At 39.9% G+C, this 19,431-nt stretch carries 19 protein-coding genes and 1 riboswitch; of the genes, 4 read left to right on the top strand and 15 right to left on the bottom strand.

Annotated elements, in window-relative coordinates:
- The first annotated feature begins 2 nt into the window (after nucleotides 1-2).
- Nucleotides 3-458 (top strand): preQ(1) synthase, encoded by a 456-nt coding sequence (gene queF, locus NW213_RS02385; RefSeq protein WP_204390877.1) that lies wholly within the window; start codon nucleotides 3-5, stop codon nucleotides 456-458.
- A gap of 90 nt (nucleotides 459-548) precedes the next feature.
- Here the strand turns inward: queF and NW213_RS02390 are convergent, their stop codons facing one another.
- The 5 genes from NW213_RS02390 to NW213_RS02410 form a co-directional block, all read right to left on the bottom strand.
- Nucleotides 549-2,369 (bottom strand): DNA polymerase III subunit gamma/tau, encoded by a 1,821-nt coding sequence (locus NW213_RS02390; RefSeq protein WP_258321726.1) that lies wholly within the window; start codon nucleotides 2,367-2,369, stop codon nucleotides 549-551.
- Nucleotides 2,370-2,609: 240 nt separating this feature from the next.
- Nucleotides 2,610-3,608 carry an adenine-specific methyltransferase EcoRI family protein gene (locus NW213_RS02395; protein WP_258321727.1) on the bottom strand — a complete coding sequence of 333 codons (999 nt, stop codon included), beginning with the start codon at nucleotides 3,606-3,608 and terminating at the stop codon, nucleotides 2,610-2,612.
- A 3-nt stretch (nucleotides 3,609-3,611) separates the two neighbouring features.
- Nucleotides 3,612-4,442, bottom strand: a complete 831-nt coding sequence (locus NW213_RS02400; RefSeq protein ID WP_258321728.1) for an EcoRI family type II restriction endonuclease — start codon at nucleotides 4,440-4,442, stop codon at nucleotides 3,612-3,614.
- 30 nt (nucleotides 4,443-4,472) lie between these two features.
- On the bottom strand, nucleotides 4,473-5,657 hold the full coding sequence (locus NW213_RS02405; protein ID WP_258321729.1) for a site-specific DNA-methyltransferase: 1,185 nt from the start codon (nucleotides 5,655-5,657) through the stop codon (nucleotides 4,473-4,475).
- A gap of 6 nt (nucleotides 5,658-5,663) precedes the next feature.
- Nucleotides 5,664-6,674, bottom strand: coding sequence for a site-specific DNA-methyltransferase (locus tag NW213_RS02410; RefSeq protein WP_258321730.1), 1,011 nt, complete (start codon nucleotides 6,672-6,674; stop codon nucleotides 5,664-5,666).
- Between the two features lie 530 nt (nucleotides 6,675-7,204).
- Between NW213_RS02410 and NW213_RS02415 the strand changes: the two genes are divergently transcribed.
- The gene (locus tag NW213_RS02415) at nucleotides 7,205-7,519 is read left to right on the top strand and encodes a septum formation initiator family protein (protein ID WP_235339211.1); all 315 of its coding nucleotides are present in this window, start codon (nucleotides 7,205-7,207) and stop codon (nucleotides 7,517-7,519) included.
- A complete protein-coding gene (locus tag NW213_RS02420; protein ID WP_204390869.1) occupies nucleotides 7,512-7,853 on the top strand; it encodes a hypothetical protein in 342 nt (113 codons plus the stop codon). The genes NW213_RS02415 and NW213_RS02420 overlap by 8 nt, the downstream gene beginning before the upstream one ends.
- Before the next feature lie 70 nt (nucleotides 7,854-7,923).
- Here the strand turns inward: NW213_RS02420 and NW213_RS02425 are convergent, their stop codons facing one another.
- From NW213_RS02425 to thiS, 10 genes are all read right to left on the bottom strand, one after another.
- Nucleotides 7,924-9,555: a B12-binding domain-containing radical SAM protein gene (locus NW213_RS02425; RefSeq protein WP_258321731.1), complete on the bottom strand. Its 1,632-nt coding sequence runs from the start codon at nucleotides 9,553-9,555 to the stop codon at nucleotides 7,924-7,926.
- A gap of 112 nt (nucleotides 9,556-9,667) precedes the next feature.
- Entirely contained in the window at nucleotides 9,668-10,609 is a 942-nt protein-coding gene (locus NW213_RS02430) for a ribose-phosphate pyrophosphokinase (RefSeq protein WP_204390865.1), read from the bottom strand.
- A 90-nt stretch (nucleotides 10,610-10,699) separates the two neighbouring features.
- The gene (locus NW213_RS02435; RefSeq protein WP_154044399.1) at nucleotides 10,700-11,308 is read right to left on the bottom strand and encodes a thiamine phosphate synthase; all 609 of its coding nucleotides are present in this window, start codon (nucleotides 11,306-11,308) and stop codon (nucleotides 10,700-10,702) included.
- A 58-nt stretch (nucleotides 11,309-11,366) separates the two neighbouring features.
- On the bottom strand, nucleotides 11,367-12,059 hold the full coding sequence (locus NW213_RS02440) for a HesA/MoeB/ThiF family protein (protein WP_258321732.1): 693 nt from the start codon (nucleotides 12,057-12,059) through the stop codon (nucleotides 11,367-11,369).
- 75 nt (nucleotides 12,060-12,134) lie between these two features.
- Entirely contained in the window at nucleotides 12,135-13,271 is a 1,137-nt protein-coding gene (gene thiH / locus NW213_RS02445) for a 2-iminoacetate synthase ThiH (protein WP_204390861.1), read from the bottom strand.
- Nucleotides 13,272-13,308: 37 nt separating this feature from the next.
- The gene (locus NW213_RS02450) at nucleotides 13,309-13,695 is read right to left on the bottom strand and encodes a four helix bundle protein (RefSeq protein ID WP_258321733.1); all 387 of its coding nucleotides are present in this window, start codon (nucleotides 13,693-13,695) and stop codon (nucleotides 13,309-13,311) included.
- Nucleotides 13,696-13,782: 87 nt separating this feature from the next.
- Entirely contained in the window at nucleotides 13,783-15,480 is a 1,698-nt protein-coding gene (thiC, locus tag NW213_RS02455) for a phosphomethylpyrimidine synthase ThiC (protein ID WP_204390860.1), read from the bottom strand.
- Between the two features lie 14 nt (nucleotides 15,481-15,494).
- Nucleotides 15,495-16,271 carry a thiazole synthase gene (locus NW213_RS02460; RefSeq protein ID WP_154044404.1) on the bottom strand — a complete coding sequence of 259 codons (777 nt, stop codon included), beginning with the start codon at nucleotides 16,269-16,271 and terminating at the stop codon, nucleotides 15,495-15,497.
- Nucleotides 16,272-16,374: 103 nt separating this feature from the next.
- Nucleotides 16,375-17,019: a thiamine phosphate synthase gene (locus NW213_RS02465; RefSeq protein ID WP_154044405.1), complete on the bottom strand. Its 645-nt coding sequence runs from the start codon at nucleotides 17,017-17,019 to the stop codon at nucleotides 16,375-16,377.
- A gap of 4 nt (nucleotides 17,020-17,023) precedes the next feature.
- Complete coding sequence (thiS, locus tag NW213_RS02470) at nucleotides 17,024-17,224, bottom strand: sulfur carrier protein ThiS (protein ID WP_154044406.1); 201 nt, start codon at nucleotides 17,222-17,224, stop codon at nucleotides 17,024-17,026.
- Between the two features lie 83 nt (nucleotides 17,225-17,307).
- Nucleotides 17,308-17,409: riboswitch (TPP riboswitch) on the bottom strand.
- An 866-nt stretch (nucleotides 17,410-18,275) separates the two neighbouring features.
- Between thiS and NW213_RS02475 the strand changes: the two genes are divergently transcribed.
- Nucleotides 18,276-19,397 (top strand): hypothetical protein, encoded by a 1,122-nt coding sequence (locus tag NW213_RS02475; RefSeq protein WP_258321734.1) that lies wholly within the window; start codon nucleotides 18,276-18,278, stop codon nucleotides 19,395-19,397.
- Nucleotides 19,398-19,431 lie beyond the last annotated feature (34 nt).

Below are 19,431 nucleotides of genomic sequence, written 5' to 3' on the forward strand. Positions count from 1 at the left end.
CAATGGAAAGAAAAGAAGAACTGACATTGCTTGGCGGTAGTACTGTCTATCGTCAGGACTATGCTCCGGAGGTACTTGAGGCTTTTGTAAACAAGCATCCGGAGAATGATTATTGGGTACGTTTCAACTGCCCTGAGTTTACAAGTCTTTGTCCTATCACCGGACAGCCTGACTTTGCTGAAATCCGTATAAGCTATCTGCCTGACGTGAAGATGGTGGAAAGCAAGAGTCTGAAACTCTATCTGTTCAGCTTCAGAAATCACGGAGATTTCCATGAGGACTGTGTGAATATAATCATGAAGGATCTTATCAAACTGATGGATCCTAAGTATATCGAGGTGACAGGTATATTCACTCCGCGTGGAGGTATCTCTATTTATCCTTATTGCAACTACGGACGTCCTGGAACGAAATATGAGGAATTGGCTGAGTATCGTATGCGCAATCACGATTTATAATTTTATAGCATAAACCAAAAAGAAACAGCTTCATAAACTATCAATATGAATTGAGTGTTTATGAAGCTGTTTCGCTTTTATAAATGTTTTTTATGATAACTCCAGTCCAAATTCTTCTTTCAGTTTCAGCAGATTAGGGTTTTTCTTGCTCATCATCTGGAAACGTTCCACATGGCTGTAAGCTCTGATATTCTCATCGGTTGCACTTACGCGTACAGTCATCTTGATTTTTCTGTTGTGAAGCTGTTCCCTCAAGTGATTCTCTATCTGTGGTGCCAGCTGCAGCATATATTTCTGAACCATTTCGTTATCTACCGCCACTTCGAATGTAGTCTGGTCGTCAAGAAGTTTGGGCGACATGTTCATCATTCGTCCTGCATTAGCAGCTTCTTCTTTTGGAAGACGGGTTGCAAATTCCCTCCAGTAGTAGTTCAGGTCCTTTTCATACACATCGTAGTCTTCCCATTCCTTTTCTACCTGCTGGACTTGTGCTGCAGGTTTCTGTGCGGCAGCTTCCTCCTGATGCTGTGGCCTTTTCTTTATTGACGGTCCGAGTATTCCCGCTTTTACTACAGGTATTTTCTTCTCTTGGGTAACTTTTAGTCCGTCGGGTAGCTTATGTACCTGCTGTTGTGCAGGGTTATTGCCGTATTGTGGTTGAGATTCTGAAGTGCTTTGCTGTACCTGTTGTTGTACGTTCTGAACTTGTACCGGTTGCTGGGCTACAGGTTGTTGCTGCGTTGCTACCGGAGCAGTCTGCTGGTTGAAGATAGGTTTTATCACTTTAGGGCTACGCCCATTGCTGATATCGTCTTCTTCGGATGTTATCTGTGCCAGTTGTATCAGTGTCAGCTCTACCAGAAGTCGCTTGTTCTTGCTCTGTCTGTAGTTCAGGTCGCAGTCGTTACACAGCTTCATTGCCTTGTAGAGGAACTTCTGTTCGCATTTCTGTGCCTGAGTCTTGTATCTTTCTCTTATTGAGGCACCTACTTCCAGAAGCTGCAGTGTCTGTTCGTCGCGGCTCACCAGGAGGTCGCGGAAGTGTGAACTCAATCCGGTGATGAAGTGATTACCGTCGAATCCTTTCTTCAATACCTCGTTGAACAGAAGCATGCATTCCGAAACCTTGTTTTCCAGAATATAGTCTGTCAGTTTGAAATAATATTCGTAGTCAAGTACGTTGAGGTTTTCAATGACACTCTTGTAGGTGATATGCCCGTTTGAGAAACTTGTCACCTGGTCGAAGATTGATAAGGCGTCGCGCATACCTCCGTCTGCCTTCTGTGCTATTACGGTCAGCGCTTCAGGTTCAACGTCTATACCTTCTTTCTGTGCCACTCCCTGAAGATGTTCCACTGTATCAGTAACGCTGATACGGCTGAAGTCATATATCTGACATCGGCTCAGGATGGTAGGCAGAATCTTATGTTTCTCTGTTGTGGCAAGGATGAATATGGCATGATGAGGCGGCTCTTCAAGTGTTTTCAGAAAAGCATTGAAGGCAGCCGTTGACAGCATGTGTACCTCGTCGATGATATATACCTTGTATTTGCCTATCTGTGGCGGGATACGTACCTGCTCTATCAGCGAGCGGATATCTTCCACAGAGTTGTTAGAGGCGGCATCCAGCTCATGGATATTGTATGAACGCTGTTCGTTGAATGCCTTACATGATTCACATTCGTTGCAAGCCTCGCCGTCAGGTTTCGGTGACAGACAGTTTATGGTTTTTGCAAAAATACGTGCGCATGTGGTTTTTCCTACTCCTCGCGGTCCGCAGAAAAGATAGGCGTGGGCCAGCTTGTTGTTGGCAATGGCATTCTTCAGAGTCGTTGTGAGTGCACGCTGTCCTACTACGGTGTCGAATGTGGCAGGGCGGTATTTACGTGCTGATACAATATAGTTGTCCATAATCAGGATTGGTTTTTCTTGTTTTGTTAAGTTATGACAAAGATAATGCAAACCGAGTGAAGTACAAAGTGAAAACAATGTTTTCAACTTTTAATTCTTGGCTAATGTGTTAATTGTATCCAATGCCGTTTCTAAATCTATATTCCGTCGTTCCATTAACAATAGACAAAAGCTTCTGACCATATATTCAGTCATATATTCAATATCTGACATAACCTTTCCAGGAGTTAATTGTACGTTCTATTCCAAAGAAATGTTATTTGATTTTTCATATTGCTGTTGTTGAAGATATTTATTTTTCACCAAAATCCTAAAATATGGACATTTACCATTTATGCATAAATCTTTTCCATCGTCACCTTTTCTGAATTTAACAATCTCAAACTGAGCAGGGTTATATTTATGTAAGAAAGTAATTGGTACACCCATAAGTCCGGTATAATCTTTTGGGATGTCTTGTGTTCTATTAACATTGATTCCATTACAATTATCGTATTTGGGATAATCTTTTTCATTTCCGTAATACATTTTGGTTAAGACTATATCTTCATGACGTTGATTCAACTCGAGATTTGTCAGCCATAGGCACCCATTTGTGGATATTATTTTTTGGCCATTCTCATTAATCCGAACCTCTGTACCATATTGTTCGTAATGCTCAGGTACTATGAAACCAGAAATACCACGTCCAAGGTTTACTCCAAGCCAAATCTTGTTATTTTGAATTAAATCGAATATTTCTTTGTATGTTATTGCGTTTACATTACCTATAATGAGAAATTCTTTATTGTATTTGACAATTTGTGAAACAAACTCTCTAAAGAGAGAAAATGGAGGATTGGTCACAACGACATCAGCTTGTTTGAGCAGTTTTATACATTCTGCACTTCTAAAATCACCATCTCCCTTAAATGATATAACTTGCATGGGGATTTTTTCACCCTCATATATACAATAGTATGCTTTCACATTTTTTTTAACTTCAAAAAGGTCTTGGTTTGTTTTTTTATAACAGGATGCAATAAGTTTTCGAAGTCCTAATTTTTGGAAATTGTCCTTGAAGAAACGAAAGAAATTACTTGTTTGTGAATCATCGCAGTTGCAATACACAACTTTATTTACAAAACTATCAGGGTAGTATTGTAATTCACGTTCTATATCACATAACTGTGTGTAGAACTCATCACTCTTTGATTTCTTTGCTTTGCGAAGGTGTTTGTTTGTTGCTTGTCTTGTCATTAATTAGCCATTAATCTGATTCCACAAATCTCTACCGAGCATCTGAAGTGATGTCTCAGCTATCTCAAACATGATTTCAAACATTTTCTGTTTATCCCAACTTCTACCATCTCCTTGTGTATAAATTGAAGTAGCTTGTAACATAATAGTCTTGTCTTCATGTTTTACAAATCTGTTTTTGCAAAGGTTTGTATTTATAGGCATTCCATAATTTGCAGCTGTCAACCGGTCTAATCTGTTTAGCATACCGGAGTTATACTCCAATGTAACGACTCTTCCATCAGGTCGAATTACTTCAATAGTTTCTGTTAAAAAATTCGAACCTTCAAGGAATAAAACATAAGGGAAATGAGATTCAGCAAGCATCATATTTGCTATCTCTGATATATTTTTATGAGAACGTTCAATTGCATTACCTGCTGCCATAAGGTCTTGATTTTTCATTTTGCCAACAAGTTCACCTTTTTCTATATTCTCAATATCTTTTCCTTGGTGTTTCGCTTCAGAAACAAGAATAATCCGCCAGTTTCCATTATCATCTTGGACTTCGATAATTCCACCATCAGGTATAATACTTGCATTATCGACAAACAATGTTTGTCCTAGGTAAGGGTCTATTTTTTTTAGTGCTTCGTTGATTTCTTTCTTTTCAACGCTTTGTCGATATCTAAAGTTTAATTGTGTGTACTTTTTCTTTAATTCATATAAAACTGCATGTTGGATGAATCCTGTTGCCTTATCATGCTCTTTAGCCTCTGTACCAAAGATACCAATAACACCATGGTTTTCTCTATGTTGTTTTGTAAGCCTGGATGACTGATTCTTTTTTGCCATAATTATTTAATTAAAAAATGATACTTAATATTAACATAAATCTAAGAAGTCGCTAAGAGGTCTTATTCTAGCCCGATAGGTATTAATCTTTTCTTTAAGATTATACGAGACTTTAAATTTTGATTTATTTATATTGTTAAATTGTAAAACAATGTAATATGTAGCATGAGAAGGTGAAAATCCATGTAGTTCTAATGTTTCTTTTGTCCATATTTGGAAACATCCCTTCTTTTTCAATTTAAACAGTTGACAGTCTTCTCCGCCAGTATGAAGAAGTACGTATTCCAAGCGCTCAAACCCTGGAGTCACACACAATGATCCTTGCGAATCGCCAGCACGAAGGTAGCATATACCTGTTTCTATCATTTTTGCTTTTGTTTCACGTCTAGCATGGTTGACCAAAACTGTTACTTCTTCTGGATTTTCTGCAATATGCTTTTGCATTATGTCTAAACGATAAGGATCTTCTATATCTAGTTTCCTTTTTATACCTAAATTAAGATAATCTTGGCTTTGGTCAATCCCAATAAATTTTCTTCCAAGTAGATTAGCTGCTATACCAGTCGTGCAACTTCCAGCAAATGGATCTAAAATAATATCCCCAGCCCTGGTTGAGGCTAAGATTATTCTATACAATAAACGGAGAGGTTTTTGTGTTGGATGTTTACCACACGTTTTTTCCCACATACCTACCGTTGGCAATTTCCAAACATCAGGCATCGGGACTCCCCCGTTTAATTGTTTCATTAATTCAAAATTAAAATAATGTTTTGACTTAGGATTCTTTCTTGCCCAAATTATATATTCTGAGGAAAAATTAAAATGTAGTTCTCCCCAGGTTGGAGTAGGATCTGATTTTTGCCAAGTTATTATATTGATTATATGAAATCCAGCCGTTTTTAAACATTTCTCAACAGAGTAAATATTATGAAAAGTTCCACAAATCCAAATCGTACCGTTATCTTTCAATAATGGTTTACATGAATTTATCCATTCTTGATTAAACTTATCAATATATTCAACAGAAATAGCTTTATCCCAATCACCTTTATCAACAGAAACTATTCGTTTACCTTGAATTTTCTTTCCACCGTTGGATAGAAAATATGGAGGGTCAACAAATATCATGTCAACTTGTTCCTTTATTTGACCTAATATTTGCAAAGAATTTCCATTGTACAAACAAAATTGGTTGTCGTCTGAATAATAAAACATGTTATGTTAAGTTTTAATTGTATTAAGAAAATCTTCGATGGAAATATTTTCAAATAATTCAAATGGTTTTGATTTAGACAAATCTGCTTTTTGAAGATGCTTGTAGAAAAACATTTTAGTAGATGAATCTGAATCAACCATAATGGAATGACGGTTTTCTTCAATGCATACCCTTCCTGTCGTACCTGAACCAGCAAAAAAATCCAAGACTAATGAACCTTCATAAGAAAGAGCTTTTACAAATCTTCTAATTATTTCAACTGGCTTTTGAGTAGGATGACCAACACGCTCTGATGAATTGCCGTTAAGACGCCCTATTTCCCATACATTTGTTGGGTTCTTTCCCTTATCAATATTTTCCGGAATAAGACGTTTATCTCTTAATGCAGCCTTTTTTGATATTTCATCATATGGAACTCTTACTGCATCAAGGTCGAAGAAATATTTCTTGGTTTTTGACAGCCAAATTGCTTCTTCGTGTCGATTGGCAAAATATCGATGAGCACTCATGCCGTTTTTATAATACCAAATAATTAAGTTTATAAATCTCAATTTTGTGTTATGACGCACATAATGAAGTATCTCTAAAAGATCACCTTTTTTTAAGTCTTGAAATTGAAACCCTCCAAAGATTACACAATTCCCATTATCGGTCATGATACGATATATTTCATCAATCCACTGCTTGGCCCATTCTAAATAATCAGGATATATATCCCATGACTCTAATTCAAGATTATATGGTGGATCAATCAGAATTAATTGTACTGAAGAGTCTGGCAGTGTTTTTAAAAACTGAACAGCATCTTGTATAAACAATGAATGGTAGGTCTTTTCGAAGTTCTGAATATAAACAGCCGTACTATGCTTAACACCGTCTCTACTTTGCTGAACAAGTGTACGTAAAGCACTATTAAAATGAGATTTATTTGGCATACTATACATATTATCATGAAACTTTGATTTTTGCAAGTCCTCCAATAAAGACTGGTTCATTGGTACAAACGCAATCTTCATTAGTGACTCTAAAAGGGGAGGCATTATTAAACCACATATTAATGTTTTTTACTCCAACCAAGTTTTTCTGTAAGCCACCTGTTTGTAAGTTTTTTTAACTGAAAGAACTTTTACTAGATTGACTTTCCTATTGAATATAAAATTTACTGATACAAATATACTACTTTTTGAGAAATTTATTTCTGTTTATTATAATAATAGGTTTGTTTTGAAATATATTTAAATGAGTTTTTTCATTCTTTTAGACATACTTGGTCGCATTATGATTGCTGATATTGTGTTTGACTGATTTCACTTTACTGTGGATTTTTGTCATTCATATACTATTTAGTATAAAAACAGATTAGTATTGGTATATATTATTAGTGTTATGGCATATTGGGGTATTCACTCAATTTGTTTAACAGATTTGCAAATCAAATAATTTGCCTATTCTATGCTTTTTAGTTGGCTCCTCAAATAATTCTTCTTTAAATCCATCAGTTATCGAACGAGTTTCGCTATATTTGCACCAATAAATATTCTTTGTCATGAGAGAGAAGTTGGAAAATATATGGAATTTTGTGCGACTTCACAAATACGGTGTCACATTGGCTGTATTTGTGCTGATAATTGGTGTTCTGGATGAGAATAGCTGGATCCGCCGTTTGGAACATCGCGCTGAAATAAACAGACTGAATACGGAAATCAGGCATTATAGAAAGCAGTTTGAAGAGGACAGCAAGTTGCTGAAGGAAATATCTACCAATCCGGAGGCACTGGAGAAGGTGGCGCGCGAAAAATACATGATGAAGAAGGAAAACGAAGATATATTTATTTTTGAGCAGGATTTGGAAGATGAATAAACTGGATAATATAATTGCTGTAGCTGGTGCGGTAGTGTTATTTGTTGGACTGATATTGCAGTTCGTGAAGTTTGAATATGCACCGTATATTTACATTGTCGGGGCACTGATGTTCGGGTGGATCCAGACAAAGACAGGAAGATACTTCGGTAAGAATATAGTTCTAAAACGACTGAAACGTCAGCAGTTGATAGGGGCTATGCTGCTTGTTATAGCGGGTGTGATGATGATTGTGTGGCATCATAACGAATGGATTTTATGTCTGAGTGTAGCAGCAGTGCTTGAACTATATACAGCATATCGTATCCCGTACGAGGAGAAGAAAGAAGAATAACATGACATTCAGAAAATATTAAAGAGCCGTTCTATGCAAGTATTGTGTAGAGCGGCTCTCGAATTTTATATCAGTTTGTTGCCTTGAATATAGGGATACCTCCCTGTTCGTCAGGATTGAAGGCATACCATATATAATGGTCGTTATCATTAACAGGCAGTTTGCACAGACGCAGATGTTCGTCGTATGTTCCGTAGGCGACTTCCCATGAATCTGGCGGTGTGACATGTTTTGTTCTTATCGCTTCTGCAGGTTCTTTCTTGAGCGACATTCCTGCTTCTATCCATGCCTGAGTGGCATCCAATGTGTATTTAGGATAATTATTCTTACAGAATTTGTAAAGAATAATTCCTCTTCTTTCCAGTCCCATAGGCTGGTCTATCACTCCGATGTTTGTGAGATGTTCAAGGAAGCGATACAGGAAGTCTTCGTTCTCTACTATCAGTCGGCGTGTAAGTCCCTGCCATGCCTTGGCATTGTAGAAACCGTCCAAAAGTCGTGAAAGGAGTCTGGCTGTCTGTAGTTCGTCAGATGTAATATCGTTCGTCTCGAGTACTTCGTATGGTGGCAGGGGAGAATATCTTATTCCTAGCTCTTCAGCTCTTTTTCTCATTTCAGTTCCCGGAAGCAGTTTCAGTGATTCCAGCTGAATCTCTCCTGCATTAAGTCCTGCAAGTGTGAGTACGTCTTCGAAAATCTCATTCAGATGATAGTGAGGCAATCCTGCGATAAGGTCTGCATGAGTTTCCATATTCTCTAGTGAACACAGAAATTTCAGTCCTTTCATCGCATCTTCAAGTTTTCCGGCACGTCGGCTTGTGGTAAGCACTATTTCCCTCAGACTTTGTATTCCTGCTTCCAGATGCAGAAGTCCTTTAGGCATTGACATCAATTCTGCTTTCAGTTCTTCTGACAGTAATGCCGGATGGATTTCAAGATGGAAATTCATGTCCGGATACTCACGAAATAGAGCAAGAAGTTCTTTCGCGTATCTGGTATTGTAATTGAAAGTACGGTCAAGCACCCTTATGTTTTTAATGCCGTGACTATGAATGATTTCTATCCTTTCTCTGATTGTGTCTATGCTTAGGTTTCTTACAGGTTTGTCGCCTCCACTGACGCAAAAGGCACAAGTGTTGAAACATCCTCTGGTTGTCTCCAGTTGTACGAATGGTTTGTCCCAGTTGAACAGTTCGCTCCTTTCAGGATATTCCAGTGCAGTGAAGTCCGTTACCCTTGCCATACCGTTGTCGTGGTATTCTCCATTATCATCCATATAGCACAGTCCGGCAATGTCCTTCCATTCCTCCTTATTGTCGAAATGCTTCATCCACTGCTTGAATCCGGTTTCACCTTCACCCCTGAAAACTGCCTCAACAAAATCGTTAGTTATCAGGAATTTCTTATTGTCTCCCAGAAACTCAGGACCTCCAAAGATTATTCTGCATTGTGGCAGCAGCGATTTCACCCGGCATGTGATATGCATTAGCGCTTCGTGGTTGAAGAGCCAGCATGTGGATGCAACGATATCAGGCTTGTGTTTATAGATCTGTTCTGCTACCATTCCCGGATTTTCGTTTATAGTAGCCGAAACCTTAATCCAAACGATGCTTTTATCGTCTGCCATCTGGGCGTGCAGAGCCGGCAGAGCAAGTGATGAATGTGCATACGAACTGTTTAAATCCAACCAGAGTAATTTCATATATCAAAGAATGAGAGTAAGAATATATTACAAAAGAAAGCGAAGAACCACAATAAGCCGTTTTATAAGGCTTTATGATTCTTCGCTTTATATTTTTTTATCGTGCGAAATATTAAGGAATCAAGTATTGTGAGCTGATTGATTCGTTAGTCATCACACGACGGATAGTTTCAGCAAACATGTCTGCAATTGAAAGCTGTTTAACCTTAGCGCAACGGTTTGCGTAAGGGATACTGTCTGTAAATACGATTTCTTCCAACTGAGAGTTCTGTACACGTTCAGAAGCAGGACCTGACATAACGCAGTGTGAAGCGATAGCTCTAACTGAATTTGCTCCGGCTTCTTTCATGATGTCAGCAGCTTTTGTAATAGTACCTGCTGTATCAACCATATCGTCAACAAGAACGACATCTTTTCCTTTTACGTCACCGATAATCTGCATAGAAGCTACAACGTTTGCTTTTTCACGAGTCTTGTGGCAAAGAACCAAAGGAACATCGAGGAATTTAGCATATGTGCTTGCACGCTTAGAACCACCAACGTCAGGAGTAGCAATTACAAGGTTTTCCAAATTCAAAGACTGGATATATGGAGCAAATATTGTAGATGCATACAAGTGGTCAACAGGAATATCGAAAAATCCCTGTATCTGGTCTGCATGAAGGTCCATTGTAATCAGACGGTCGATACCTGCTACACTAAGAAGATTTGCTACAAGTTTAGCACCAATGGAAACACGTGGTTTGTCCTTGCGGTCCTGGCGAGCCCATCCGAAATAAGGAATAACAGCGATAATGCTCTTTGCAGAAGCACGCTTAGCAGCATCAATCATAAGGAGCAATTCCATAAGATTGTCTGAATTAGGGAATGTTGACTGAACGAGGAACACGTGCTGACCACGGATTGACTCTTCATAAGAAACTGCAAATTCTCCATCTGCGAAATGTGTAATGTTCATGTTACCAAGTTCGCATCCTAAACTGTTGCAGATTTTTTCTGCCAAGTATCTCGAGTTTGTACCTGAGAATACTTTAAAAGGTGATTGTACGTTCATTGTAAATAGATATATTGCCTTGATTTGTTTGCAAAGTTATACCATTTATATAAGTAAGGCAAACGTTTTGCAGGAAAAATACAATAAGTATTAATCTGCAAGGCGTTTCAATTTCCTGAAATGGTCTATAAGTTCTTGATAATTGTTGTCAAAGTTATGATTGAATTTCGACCAAAGTCCACCCAAAATAGCAGCTCCTCCAAATCCGAAATCCTTAACTCTTAGGATATTTTCCTCGTCTATACCTCCTAAAGCAATGACTTTCTTGTCAATGATGTCAGCTTTAACAGCTTCACGTATTGCTTCCGGTGTAAATTTAGATGAATATCCTTCTTTTGAAATACTGTCGAATATCGGGCTAAGGAACACGTAGTCGCAAGTCTTTTTGTCTTCCTGTACTTCTTCAAGAGTATGACAGGAAGCACTTATATGTCCTGAATAATTGTCCGGGGCAATAGGATTGCGGCTGTTCAGATGAATACCTTTCAACTTATATTCGTTGCATAAGTAGAAATGGTCGTGTATAACTATTTTCTTATGATATTTTTCCGGGATGAGTGTAAGCAGTCTTTCTGCGTAAACCGCTTCTGTTCCGGGTTTGCGAAGATGTAATATGTCTAACCCTTCTTCGAAGAGTGCATTTAGTATTTGGTCCTCCTCTACAAAATATTCTGGAGTAGTTATCAATATCAGTTTCATGTGTGTACCACTAAATCTGAGTGCAAAGTTAGTAACCAAAATGAAATATTCCTAATCTTTATAGTAAAATCGTATTTGTTTGCAGTGTTTTCAGGTCAATAAACCATAGTTTACCCGAAAGAATTTCGCCAAAACCGCAGATTATCTTGATTACTTCGTTTGCCTGCACGCAGCCGACCAGGCCAGGAGTTACTCCGATCACTCCTTTGGGAGGGGCTGGCATCGACAGCATTTCTTCTTCATCGGGAAACAGGTCTCTATAGTTTCTCCCACCCTGGTAGTTGAACACGGATACCTGCCCGTCAAAAGCTCTAATAGCACCATAGACGTATGTTTTCCCAAGCTTGACGCAAGTGTCATTTATGATGTATCTGGTTTTGAAATTATCACATCCGTCAACCACTATATCGTATTTGCCGATTATCTCTTCGGCATTTTCTTTTGTCAGACGTGTGTTGTATGCATCTATTTTTATCTGACTGTTCAGAGCATTCAGTCTTTTCTGTGCCTGAATGGCTTTCGGCGTTCCTACTTCGGCTTCGGAATACAGGACTTGTCTTTGCAGGTTGCTCTCGCTTACCACATCATCGTCTATCAGACCTATGTTTCCCACTCCTGCACCTGTAAGATATAATGCTATAGGCGAACCAAGACCACCAACACCTACAATAAGTACCTTGGCATTTTTTAGTTTCTCTTGCCCGCTTTCTCCTAATTCCGGTAGAATGATTTGTCTGTTGTATCTTTCCATCTTTATATTAAAGTAAAAAAATACCGGCGGCATCGGATATATTATATCGAAGCCGTCGGTACTGAATTTGCGTAATCAGACAGCCTTTCCTGTCTTTATGCAGTCGAACGATGCATCCCAGTCCTTCCATACCGGTTCACGTCCCAATGCTTTTAAAGCTTTGTCTATTTCTACGGCTGTGCGTTCGTCGCTTACATGGAATTGCTCAAGTGCCTGAGGATATGTGTAGTAACCTCCAGGTTCGGTCTTGCTTTCTGCACTCATGGTTGTAACACCTAGCGAAGCCATGTTGTCGCGGATATGTGCCGGCTCGCGTGTAGAGTAGGAGATATCTACATCGTGGTCGAATATACGCATGGCGAAAGTAACCTGGGCCAGCTCCTTGTCACTCATGATGACATTAGGCTGGAAACCTTCGTTTTCTGCCGGACGCATACGCGGGAAGTTCACGCTGTATTTTGTCTTCCAGTAATGTTTCTGCAGATAGCGTAGGTGATATGCCATCATGGTTACGTCTGTACGCCAGTCTTCCAGTCCGATAAGTACACCCATACCGATGGAGTGAACACCTGCCTGTCCCATACGGTCAAAACCGTTTACACGCCATTCGAATTTCGATTTCATACCTCTTGGATGGTAGATATTGTATCTGGCTTTGTTGTATGTTTCCTGGAAACAGATAACTCCGTTCAATCCGTGTGTTACCAGCTCGGCATATTCTTCAGCCTTTAGAGGCATCACCTCTATTTTAAGATTAGAGAAATAAGGTTTAGCCAGGTCAAGTGCTTTGGCTATGTATGGTACACCTGCTTTTGCCGGATTTTCACCTGTTACGATAAGCAGATTTTCGAACGGGCCTAGTTTCTTTATGGCTTTATATTCGTTCTCAATTTCTTCAGGTGTAAGTATGGTACGTGCCATCGGGTTACTGATGTGGAATCCGCAATACACGCATGAGTTTGTACATGAATTTGTTATATACAATGGTATAAACATAGACATTGTACGTCCGAAACGTTCCTCAGTGTATTTTTTACTGAGTCGCGCCATCGGTTCAAGAAATTTTTCTGCAGCCGGAGAGATGAGTGCCATAAAGTCATCTACATCGCAGCGGCTTTTACCGAGGGCACGTATCACGTCTGCCTCGGTTTTGGAGTAGATGGCTTTGGTTGTTTCCTCCCAGCTTATTTTTTCAAGTTCGTCACTAAACATGTTGGATAATTAATAATTAAAAATTAATAATTAAGAATTAAATGTTGTTGTCAGTCAAATTATTGTTTTTGATGTTTGACTTACAGGATTTTATTATGCTTACCAACAATTTGATAATTTCATTACAATCTGCATCTATTGATAAATATGAAGCTTTGTCAATGTAGTTAGACTCAGATAGTAGCAGGAGCCAATAGCTTGTTTCGTTAGCTTCTTTCAGCGCAATATGCAGTTTGTGAATGAAGTCATTTTTACTTTCAGCAAATTCGGCTTCTTTTATTAACGCTCCTATTGCCGTACCACTGCGTAACAACTGCTTGGACATTACCAGCTCTTTCTTTTCAGTAGAGAGAAATTGGTATGCTTTTATTATTCTTAAAGCAAATTGTACAGATTTATTATCAATTAAATTGTCAGTACTCATATTTGTTTGTGATAATATGGATGAATATTATTCTAATGAAAATATGATACATTATGTAAACATCCACCCATTATTAATTTTTAATTCTTAACTTTTAATTGATTTAAGATCGCGGCTAAGCTTCATTGCACAGAAATTAGGACCGCACATTGTACAGTATTCACCGTCAGTGTGGCGTCCTTCGTTGAAATATTCAAGAGCACGGTCAGGGTCCAAAGAAAGATGGAACTGGTCGCGCCAGCGGAATTCGTAGCGGGCCTTGCTGAGGGCGTTGTCGCGAATCTGTGCTCCCGGATGTCCTTTTGCAAGGTCGGCAGCATGAGCGGCAATCTTGTATGTGATGACACCTGTGCGTACATCCTCGCGGTTAGGCAAGCCGAGGTGTTCCTTAGGAGTCACATAGCAGAGCATTGCAGTGCCTAGCCATCCTATCTGGGCTGCACCGATCGCCGATGTTATGTGGTCGTAACCCGGAGCGATATCAGTTACAAGCGGACCGAGTGTGTAGAACGGAGCATTGTGGCATGACTTGATCTGGCGTTCCATATTTTCCTGTATCTTGTGCAAAGGTACATGTCCAGGTCCTTCGATGAATGCCTGAACATTCTTGTTCCATGCGCGGAGTACGAGTTCTCCCAGTGTGTCAAGTTCTGCGAACTGTGCTTCGTCGTTGGCATCATAGATTGAGCCGGGACGAAGACCGTCACCCAATGAAACTGCTACGTCATACTGTGCAAGGATATCGCAAATCTCGTCGAAATGTTCATAAAGGAAAGACTCCTTATTATATATCTTGCACCACTTGCTCATGATACTTCCGCCACGGCTCACGATACCGCACAGACGCTTGTCGGCAAGATGTACATTGTGCAGACGAATTCCGGCATGGATAGTGAAGTAGTCAACACCCTGTTCGCACTGTTCTATCAGTGTATCCTTATATATCTCCCAATTGAGGTCTTCCACCTTACCGTTTACTTTCTCCAAAGCCTGATAGATAGGCACAGTACCTACAGGAACAGGGCAGTTGCGTACAATCCATTCGCGGGTTTCGTGGATGTTTGCACCTGTAGAAAGATCCATCAGTGTGTCGCCACCCCATTTGCAGCTCCATACAGCCTTATCTACTTCTTCGTCGATACTTGAGGTAGTGGCAGAGTTACCGATGTTGGTATTGATTTTCACAAGGAAGTTACGTCCTATAATCATAGGTTCCGATTCCGGGTGATTGATGTTGGCAGGCAATACAGCACGTCCGGCAGCAATCTCGTCGCGTACAAATTCCGGAGTGATATATGTTTCGATACCAAGTTCGCGGCAGTTCATGTTCTCGCGTATGGCAACGTATTCCATCTCCGGAGTTACGATACCCTGCTTTGCATAGTACATCTGAGTACAGCACTTACCTTCCTTTGCACGGTATGGCAATGCGATGTGTTCGAAGCGGAGATGATCGAGCGACTTGTCGTCACGGCGCATCTTTCCGTATTCTGAAGTGATTGATGGCAACTGCTCCACATCACCACGTGATGTAATCCAGCTCTCACGCATACGTGGCAATCCTTTCTTCAGGTCAATCTCGATATTAGGATCGCTGAAAGGTCCGCTTGTATCATATATATATACAGGAGCGTTCGGTGTCATCACTTTCTCGCCGTCAACGATGTTGACAGTAGGAGTGAGGTTTACTTTCTGCATACCTACTTTTATGAAAGGGAACATTGTACCTTGCATGTAGGCCTTTTCTGCATGGGCGTATGCTTTTTTATCTTTTTCGTTGTCCATGTGAATTGTAAAGTTTATTCGTTTAAGAATGAAGTTAGAGGAGATGAAGCAGAAGCTACGAGGTTGTCAGCCTGGATACCCAATCCTGCTTCATAAGCGCGACGACCGGCAATGACAGCTTCCTTGAATGCTATAGCCATTTCCACTGGGTTACCTGCAACGGCGATTGCTGTGTTTACAAGGCAAGCTGCCGCACCCATTTCCATAGCTTCGGCAGCATGGCTCGGAGCACCGATACCGGCATCAACTACTACAGGAACATTGCTCTGTTCGATGATGATGCGAAGGAAATCGCGAGTCTGCAATCCCTTGTTTGTACCTATAGGGGCTGCAAGAGGCATCACAGTAGCCGCACCAGCTTCTTCCAGACGCTTGCAGAGTGTAGGGTCGGCCTGGCAGTAAGGAAGGACTACGAAACCAAGTTTCACCAGTTCCTCTGTCGCTTTAAGTGTTTCTGTTGAGTCCGGCAACAGATAGCGAGGGTCCGGATGAATTTCCAGTTTCAGCCAGTTTGTGCCGAATGCCTCACGTGCCATTTGTGCGGCGAAGACAGCTTCTTCCGCTGTACGTACTCCCGAAGTGTTTGGCAACAGTTGTATATGCGGATGAACGATATGGCGCAACATATCGTCTTCCTTGTCTTCAAGTTCGATACGTTTCATGGCTACAGTTACCATTTCTGTGCCGGATGCCAGGATGGCTTCTTCCATCTGCTGGTTTGAGTTGAATTTCCCTGTTCCCAGGAAAAGGCGGGATTCGAATTCACGACCCGCAATAATAAGTTTTTCCATATATGTTATGAGTTTTTGAGTTCTTAAGTTAAGAAATGAGTTGACAAGTTGACGAGTTGACAAGGTTACCATCCGGATGGCTCTAACAACTAACAACCAACAACTAACAACTACTTCTTTCCACCATTTCTACAATCCTACTCGTTTCTTCTGCCGGATTTTCAGCCCTGAGTATAGTTCCGCTCAGTGCAATGCCTGTCACACCGGTTTGCATTATTTCCGGAATGTCATCTATCGTGATACCTCCTATAGCTACTATCGGCAGGTTGATGTCTTCCTCTTTCATCTTTTGGATGATGGAACGGTAGCCTTCAAGCCCCAATATCGGACTTAATTTCTTCTTGGTAGTAGTGAAACGGAACGGACCGCAGCCAATATAGTTGGCACCTGAAGTGTAATGTGCCTTTACATCGTCGAAAGTATTTGCTGTTCCACCTATTATGAAATCATCTCCCAATATTTTTCTTGCTTCAGCTATAGGCATATCATTCTTTCCGAGATGCACACCGTCGGCTTTCAGCTTTTTTACGAGTTCTACACGGTCGTCTATGATGAATGTAGCGCCATGTTGTTTGCACAGTTCCTGAACCTTTATGGCAATGGCTTCCACCTCCTCGTCGGAAGCGTCCTTCATGCGCAGCTGAACCCAACGGCAACCGCCTTCAAGAGCCATACGTGCCGAGTCTAAATAAGAATACTGTTCGGTGAAATGAGTGATGAACTGAAGTTTGAATGCTTTTATATCCATGTCATTATCCTCCGCAAGCTGCTTTTATTATAACAAGACTGTCGCCTTCCTTGATTTCCTGCTCAGCCCACTGGCTGCGTGGAATCATACGGTTGTTAAGAGCAACTGCCACTCCCTGCAGTGGAAGTTCAAGCTGTAGTGCAAGCGATGCAATATTATTGCCTAGAGTGAGTTCTGTCTCTTTGTTGTTTACTTTTATTTTCATAAGTGATAGGTATTATAGTGTTTTGCAAAGCAAACACAAAGAGAATACTGGAAAACAGTTTGAGAGAATATCTTATGACGGATGTCTTTTTTGAGGACAATCCCTTCGTCGGTATTAACCGCATCAGGTTCATAGGGTATAATCTCAGCCCGGGTTTTATTCTTTGGGCACCCCTTTGTCTTTACTTCGGACGCAAAGTTAAACAAAAGATTGAAAAAGCGGATAATAATTTATATTTTTCTGTCCAATTTTACTTCTAACTCAAGTTAAACTTCGTTGATCATTGGTCCAGTTCTTAAAATAATAAAGTTTTATCATATTGTCAAAATGATAACTCAAGTATGCGACAATGATAAAATACGAACCCGATGCCAAGTCTGATTGAAAAATCCTCATTCTTGTTGCGGTTTGAAAATGCAGAATGAAACGAATTTATTGCATATACGGTATATATGGTATATATAATGGCAAATAAATAACGAATTGATATAAATTAATTAAATATTTCGATATAATGATACGTATAAAAATTCCAGTTTCAAAGTAAATGTAGAGTCAAAAAACATCATTTCCAACCTTATTTGTGCCTAATATAACAAATGAGTAAACCTTTAATAAAATGACAAGGCATTTCAATTAAGATTTCAGCACGTTTTTAATGAAATGACAGGTCATTTTTCATCGTCACAGTCCTTAATAAACAATGTAATTTTAACGATTTCGTAATATTTAATTGTGATATTAACAACCTAAAGCGAATGTAAAATTAACTTTTTATTCTGTTTCGACAAAATCACTCAACTGGTAAAATAGGAAAAGCATCATAAATCAATCATTTTTATATAAAACAAGCGGATATACTTTCTTTTTGTACAAAAAACTATTCATTGTATAATTCAATAGATATTAAAGCGATAAAGACGAATAATTAATAAATCGTTATTTGACATATATATATGAAAAATAAGGGGGCAGATGATAAAAAAACTCTGATTGGGGACTTGATACAAACGGATTTTTTTTAAATTTGCAAAATTCTTAGAAATTTGAAATGATAATACAAGGTTTTGAAATATACTATGCGGCGGCATGTCTGATTATGGTATGCTCGTCGTTGTTCTGTGCCATGGTGCGTTATTTCCACATGTGTCGTCCTTTCGATGAGCATGAGGAATATTTCTATCCTGCCCGCAAGCTGATAACGTTTGTCTATACATGTTTTGCCATGCCCGCAGTATGGCTTTTCCGCATGGACAGTCCTGACGCGTGGTTTTTCGTACAGGTCTTCTTGGTTCTGTTCCTGCCCGGTGCCGCCATCCTTTCCTTTCGCCGTTTCTTCTTTTTTGAAATGAGCCATCGTTTGCCTGTGTTTATCTTTGCCGGTGTCTTGCCGTTTCTGTTCATCACAGTGCTGTGGATTTTTGCTTGGATGGGCGGCGATGTACTCTATAGCCATCGTGGGGTGCTTATGCCTGCAATTGGCGTTTACTCCATATTTATATTGTTCGAGTTGTTTCATGTCACCATGTGGCTTTATCGTCAGGTCAGGAAACGTAACATGGAGGAATATTCCAGCGAGGATGATTTCCCGGTGCGTTTTGCTGGTTTTGTTATGTTTCTTCCATTATTCTTTATTATAGTCTCTTGGGGGCTTTTCATTTCCGGGAGCCGCTGTTACAACATGTTTCTGCAGATTTTTATATCAGTCACTAATCTTGTAATCCTGCTTAAGATACTTCATCCCCAACGCAGCGGACTCAGGAATGTGGTCGAGGATGCCGGGCAGGTGATAGCTGAGAAAATGGAAGATATGGTTTCACCAGTGCAGGAAGATGGCTGTACGGACGATGGCGTAATACCGGCGGTTGTGAAAGATGAGTTGGAGAAGAAAATCCGTACCATACTTGTAGGGCAGAAACTTTACCTTAATCCCAACCTGAAGTTGGCGGATATTGCCGACGCAGTGGAAAGCAACAGGAAATATGTGTCCGTTGTGATGAACGAACGTTTCGGTTCGTTCTATGCCGAGGTTAACCGTCTTCGCATAGAGGCAGCCATCAGATATAAAGAGCGGCATCCGTCGGCAAGTCGTGAGGAAATTGCCGTGAACAGCGGTTTCTCGAATGTCAAGACTTATAGCCGTAATTTGAAGCTGTATTCCAAAAAGATTTAAGATTTAGGCGGGATATTTATAGCTTTTCCTTAAA

The sequence above is a fragment of the Bacteroides sp. ET336 genome (genome assembly GCF_024733815.1).
Classification (GTDB): Bacteria; Bacteroidota; Bacteroidia; order Bacteroidales; family Bacteroidaceae; genus Phocaeicola; species Phocaeicola cellulolyticus.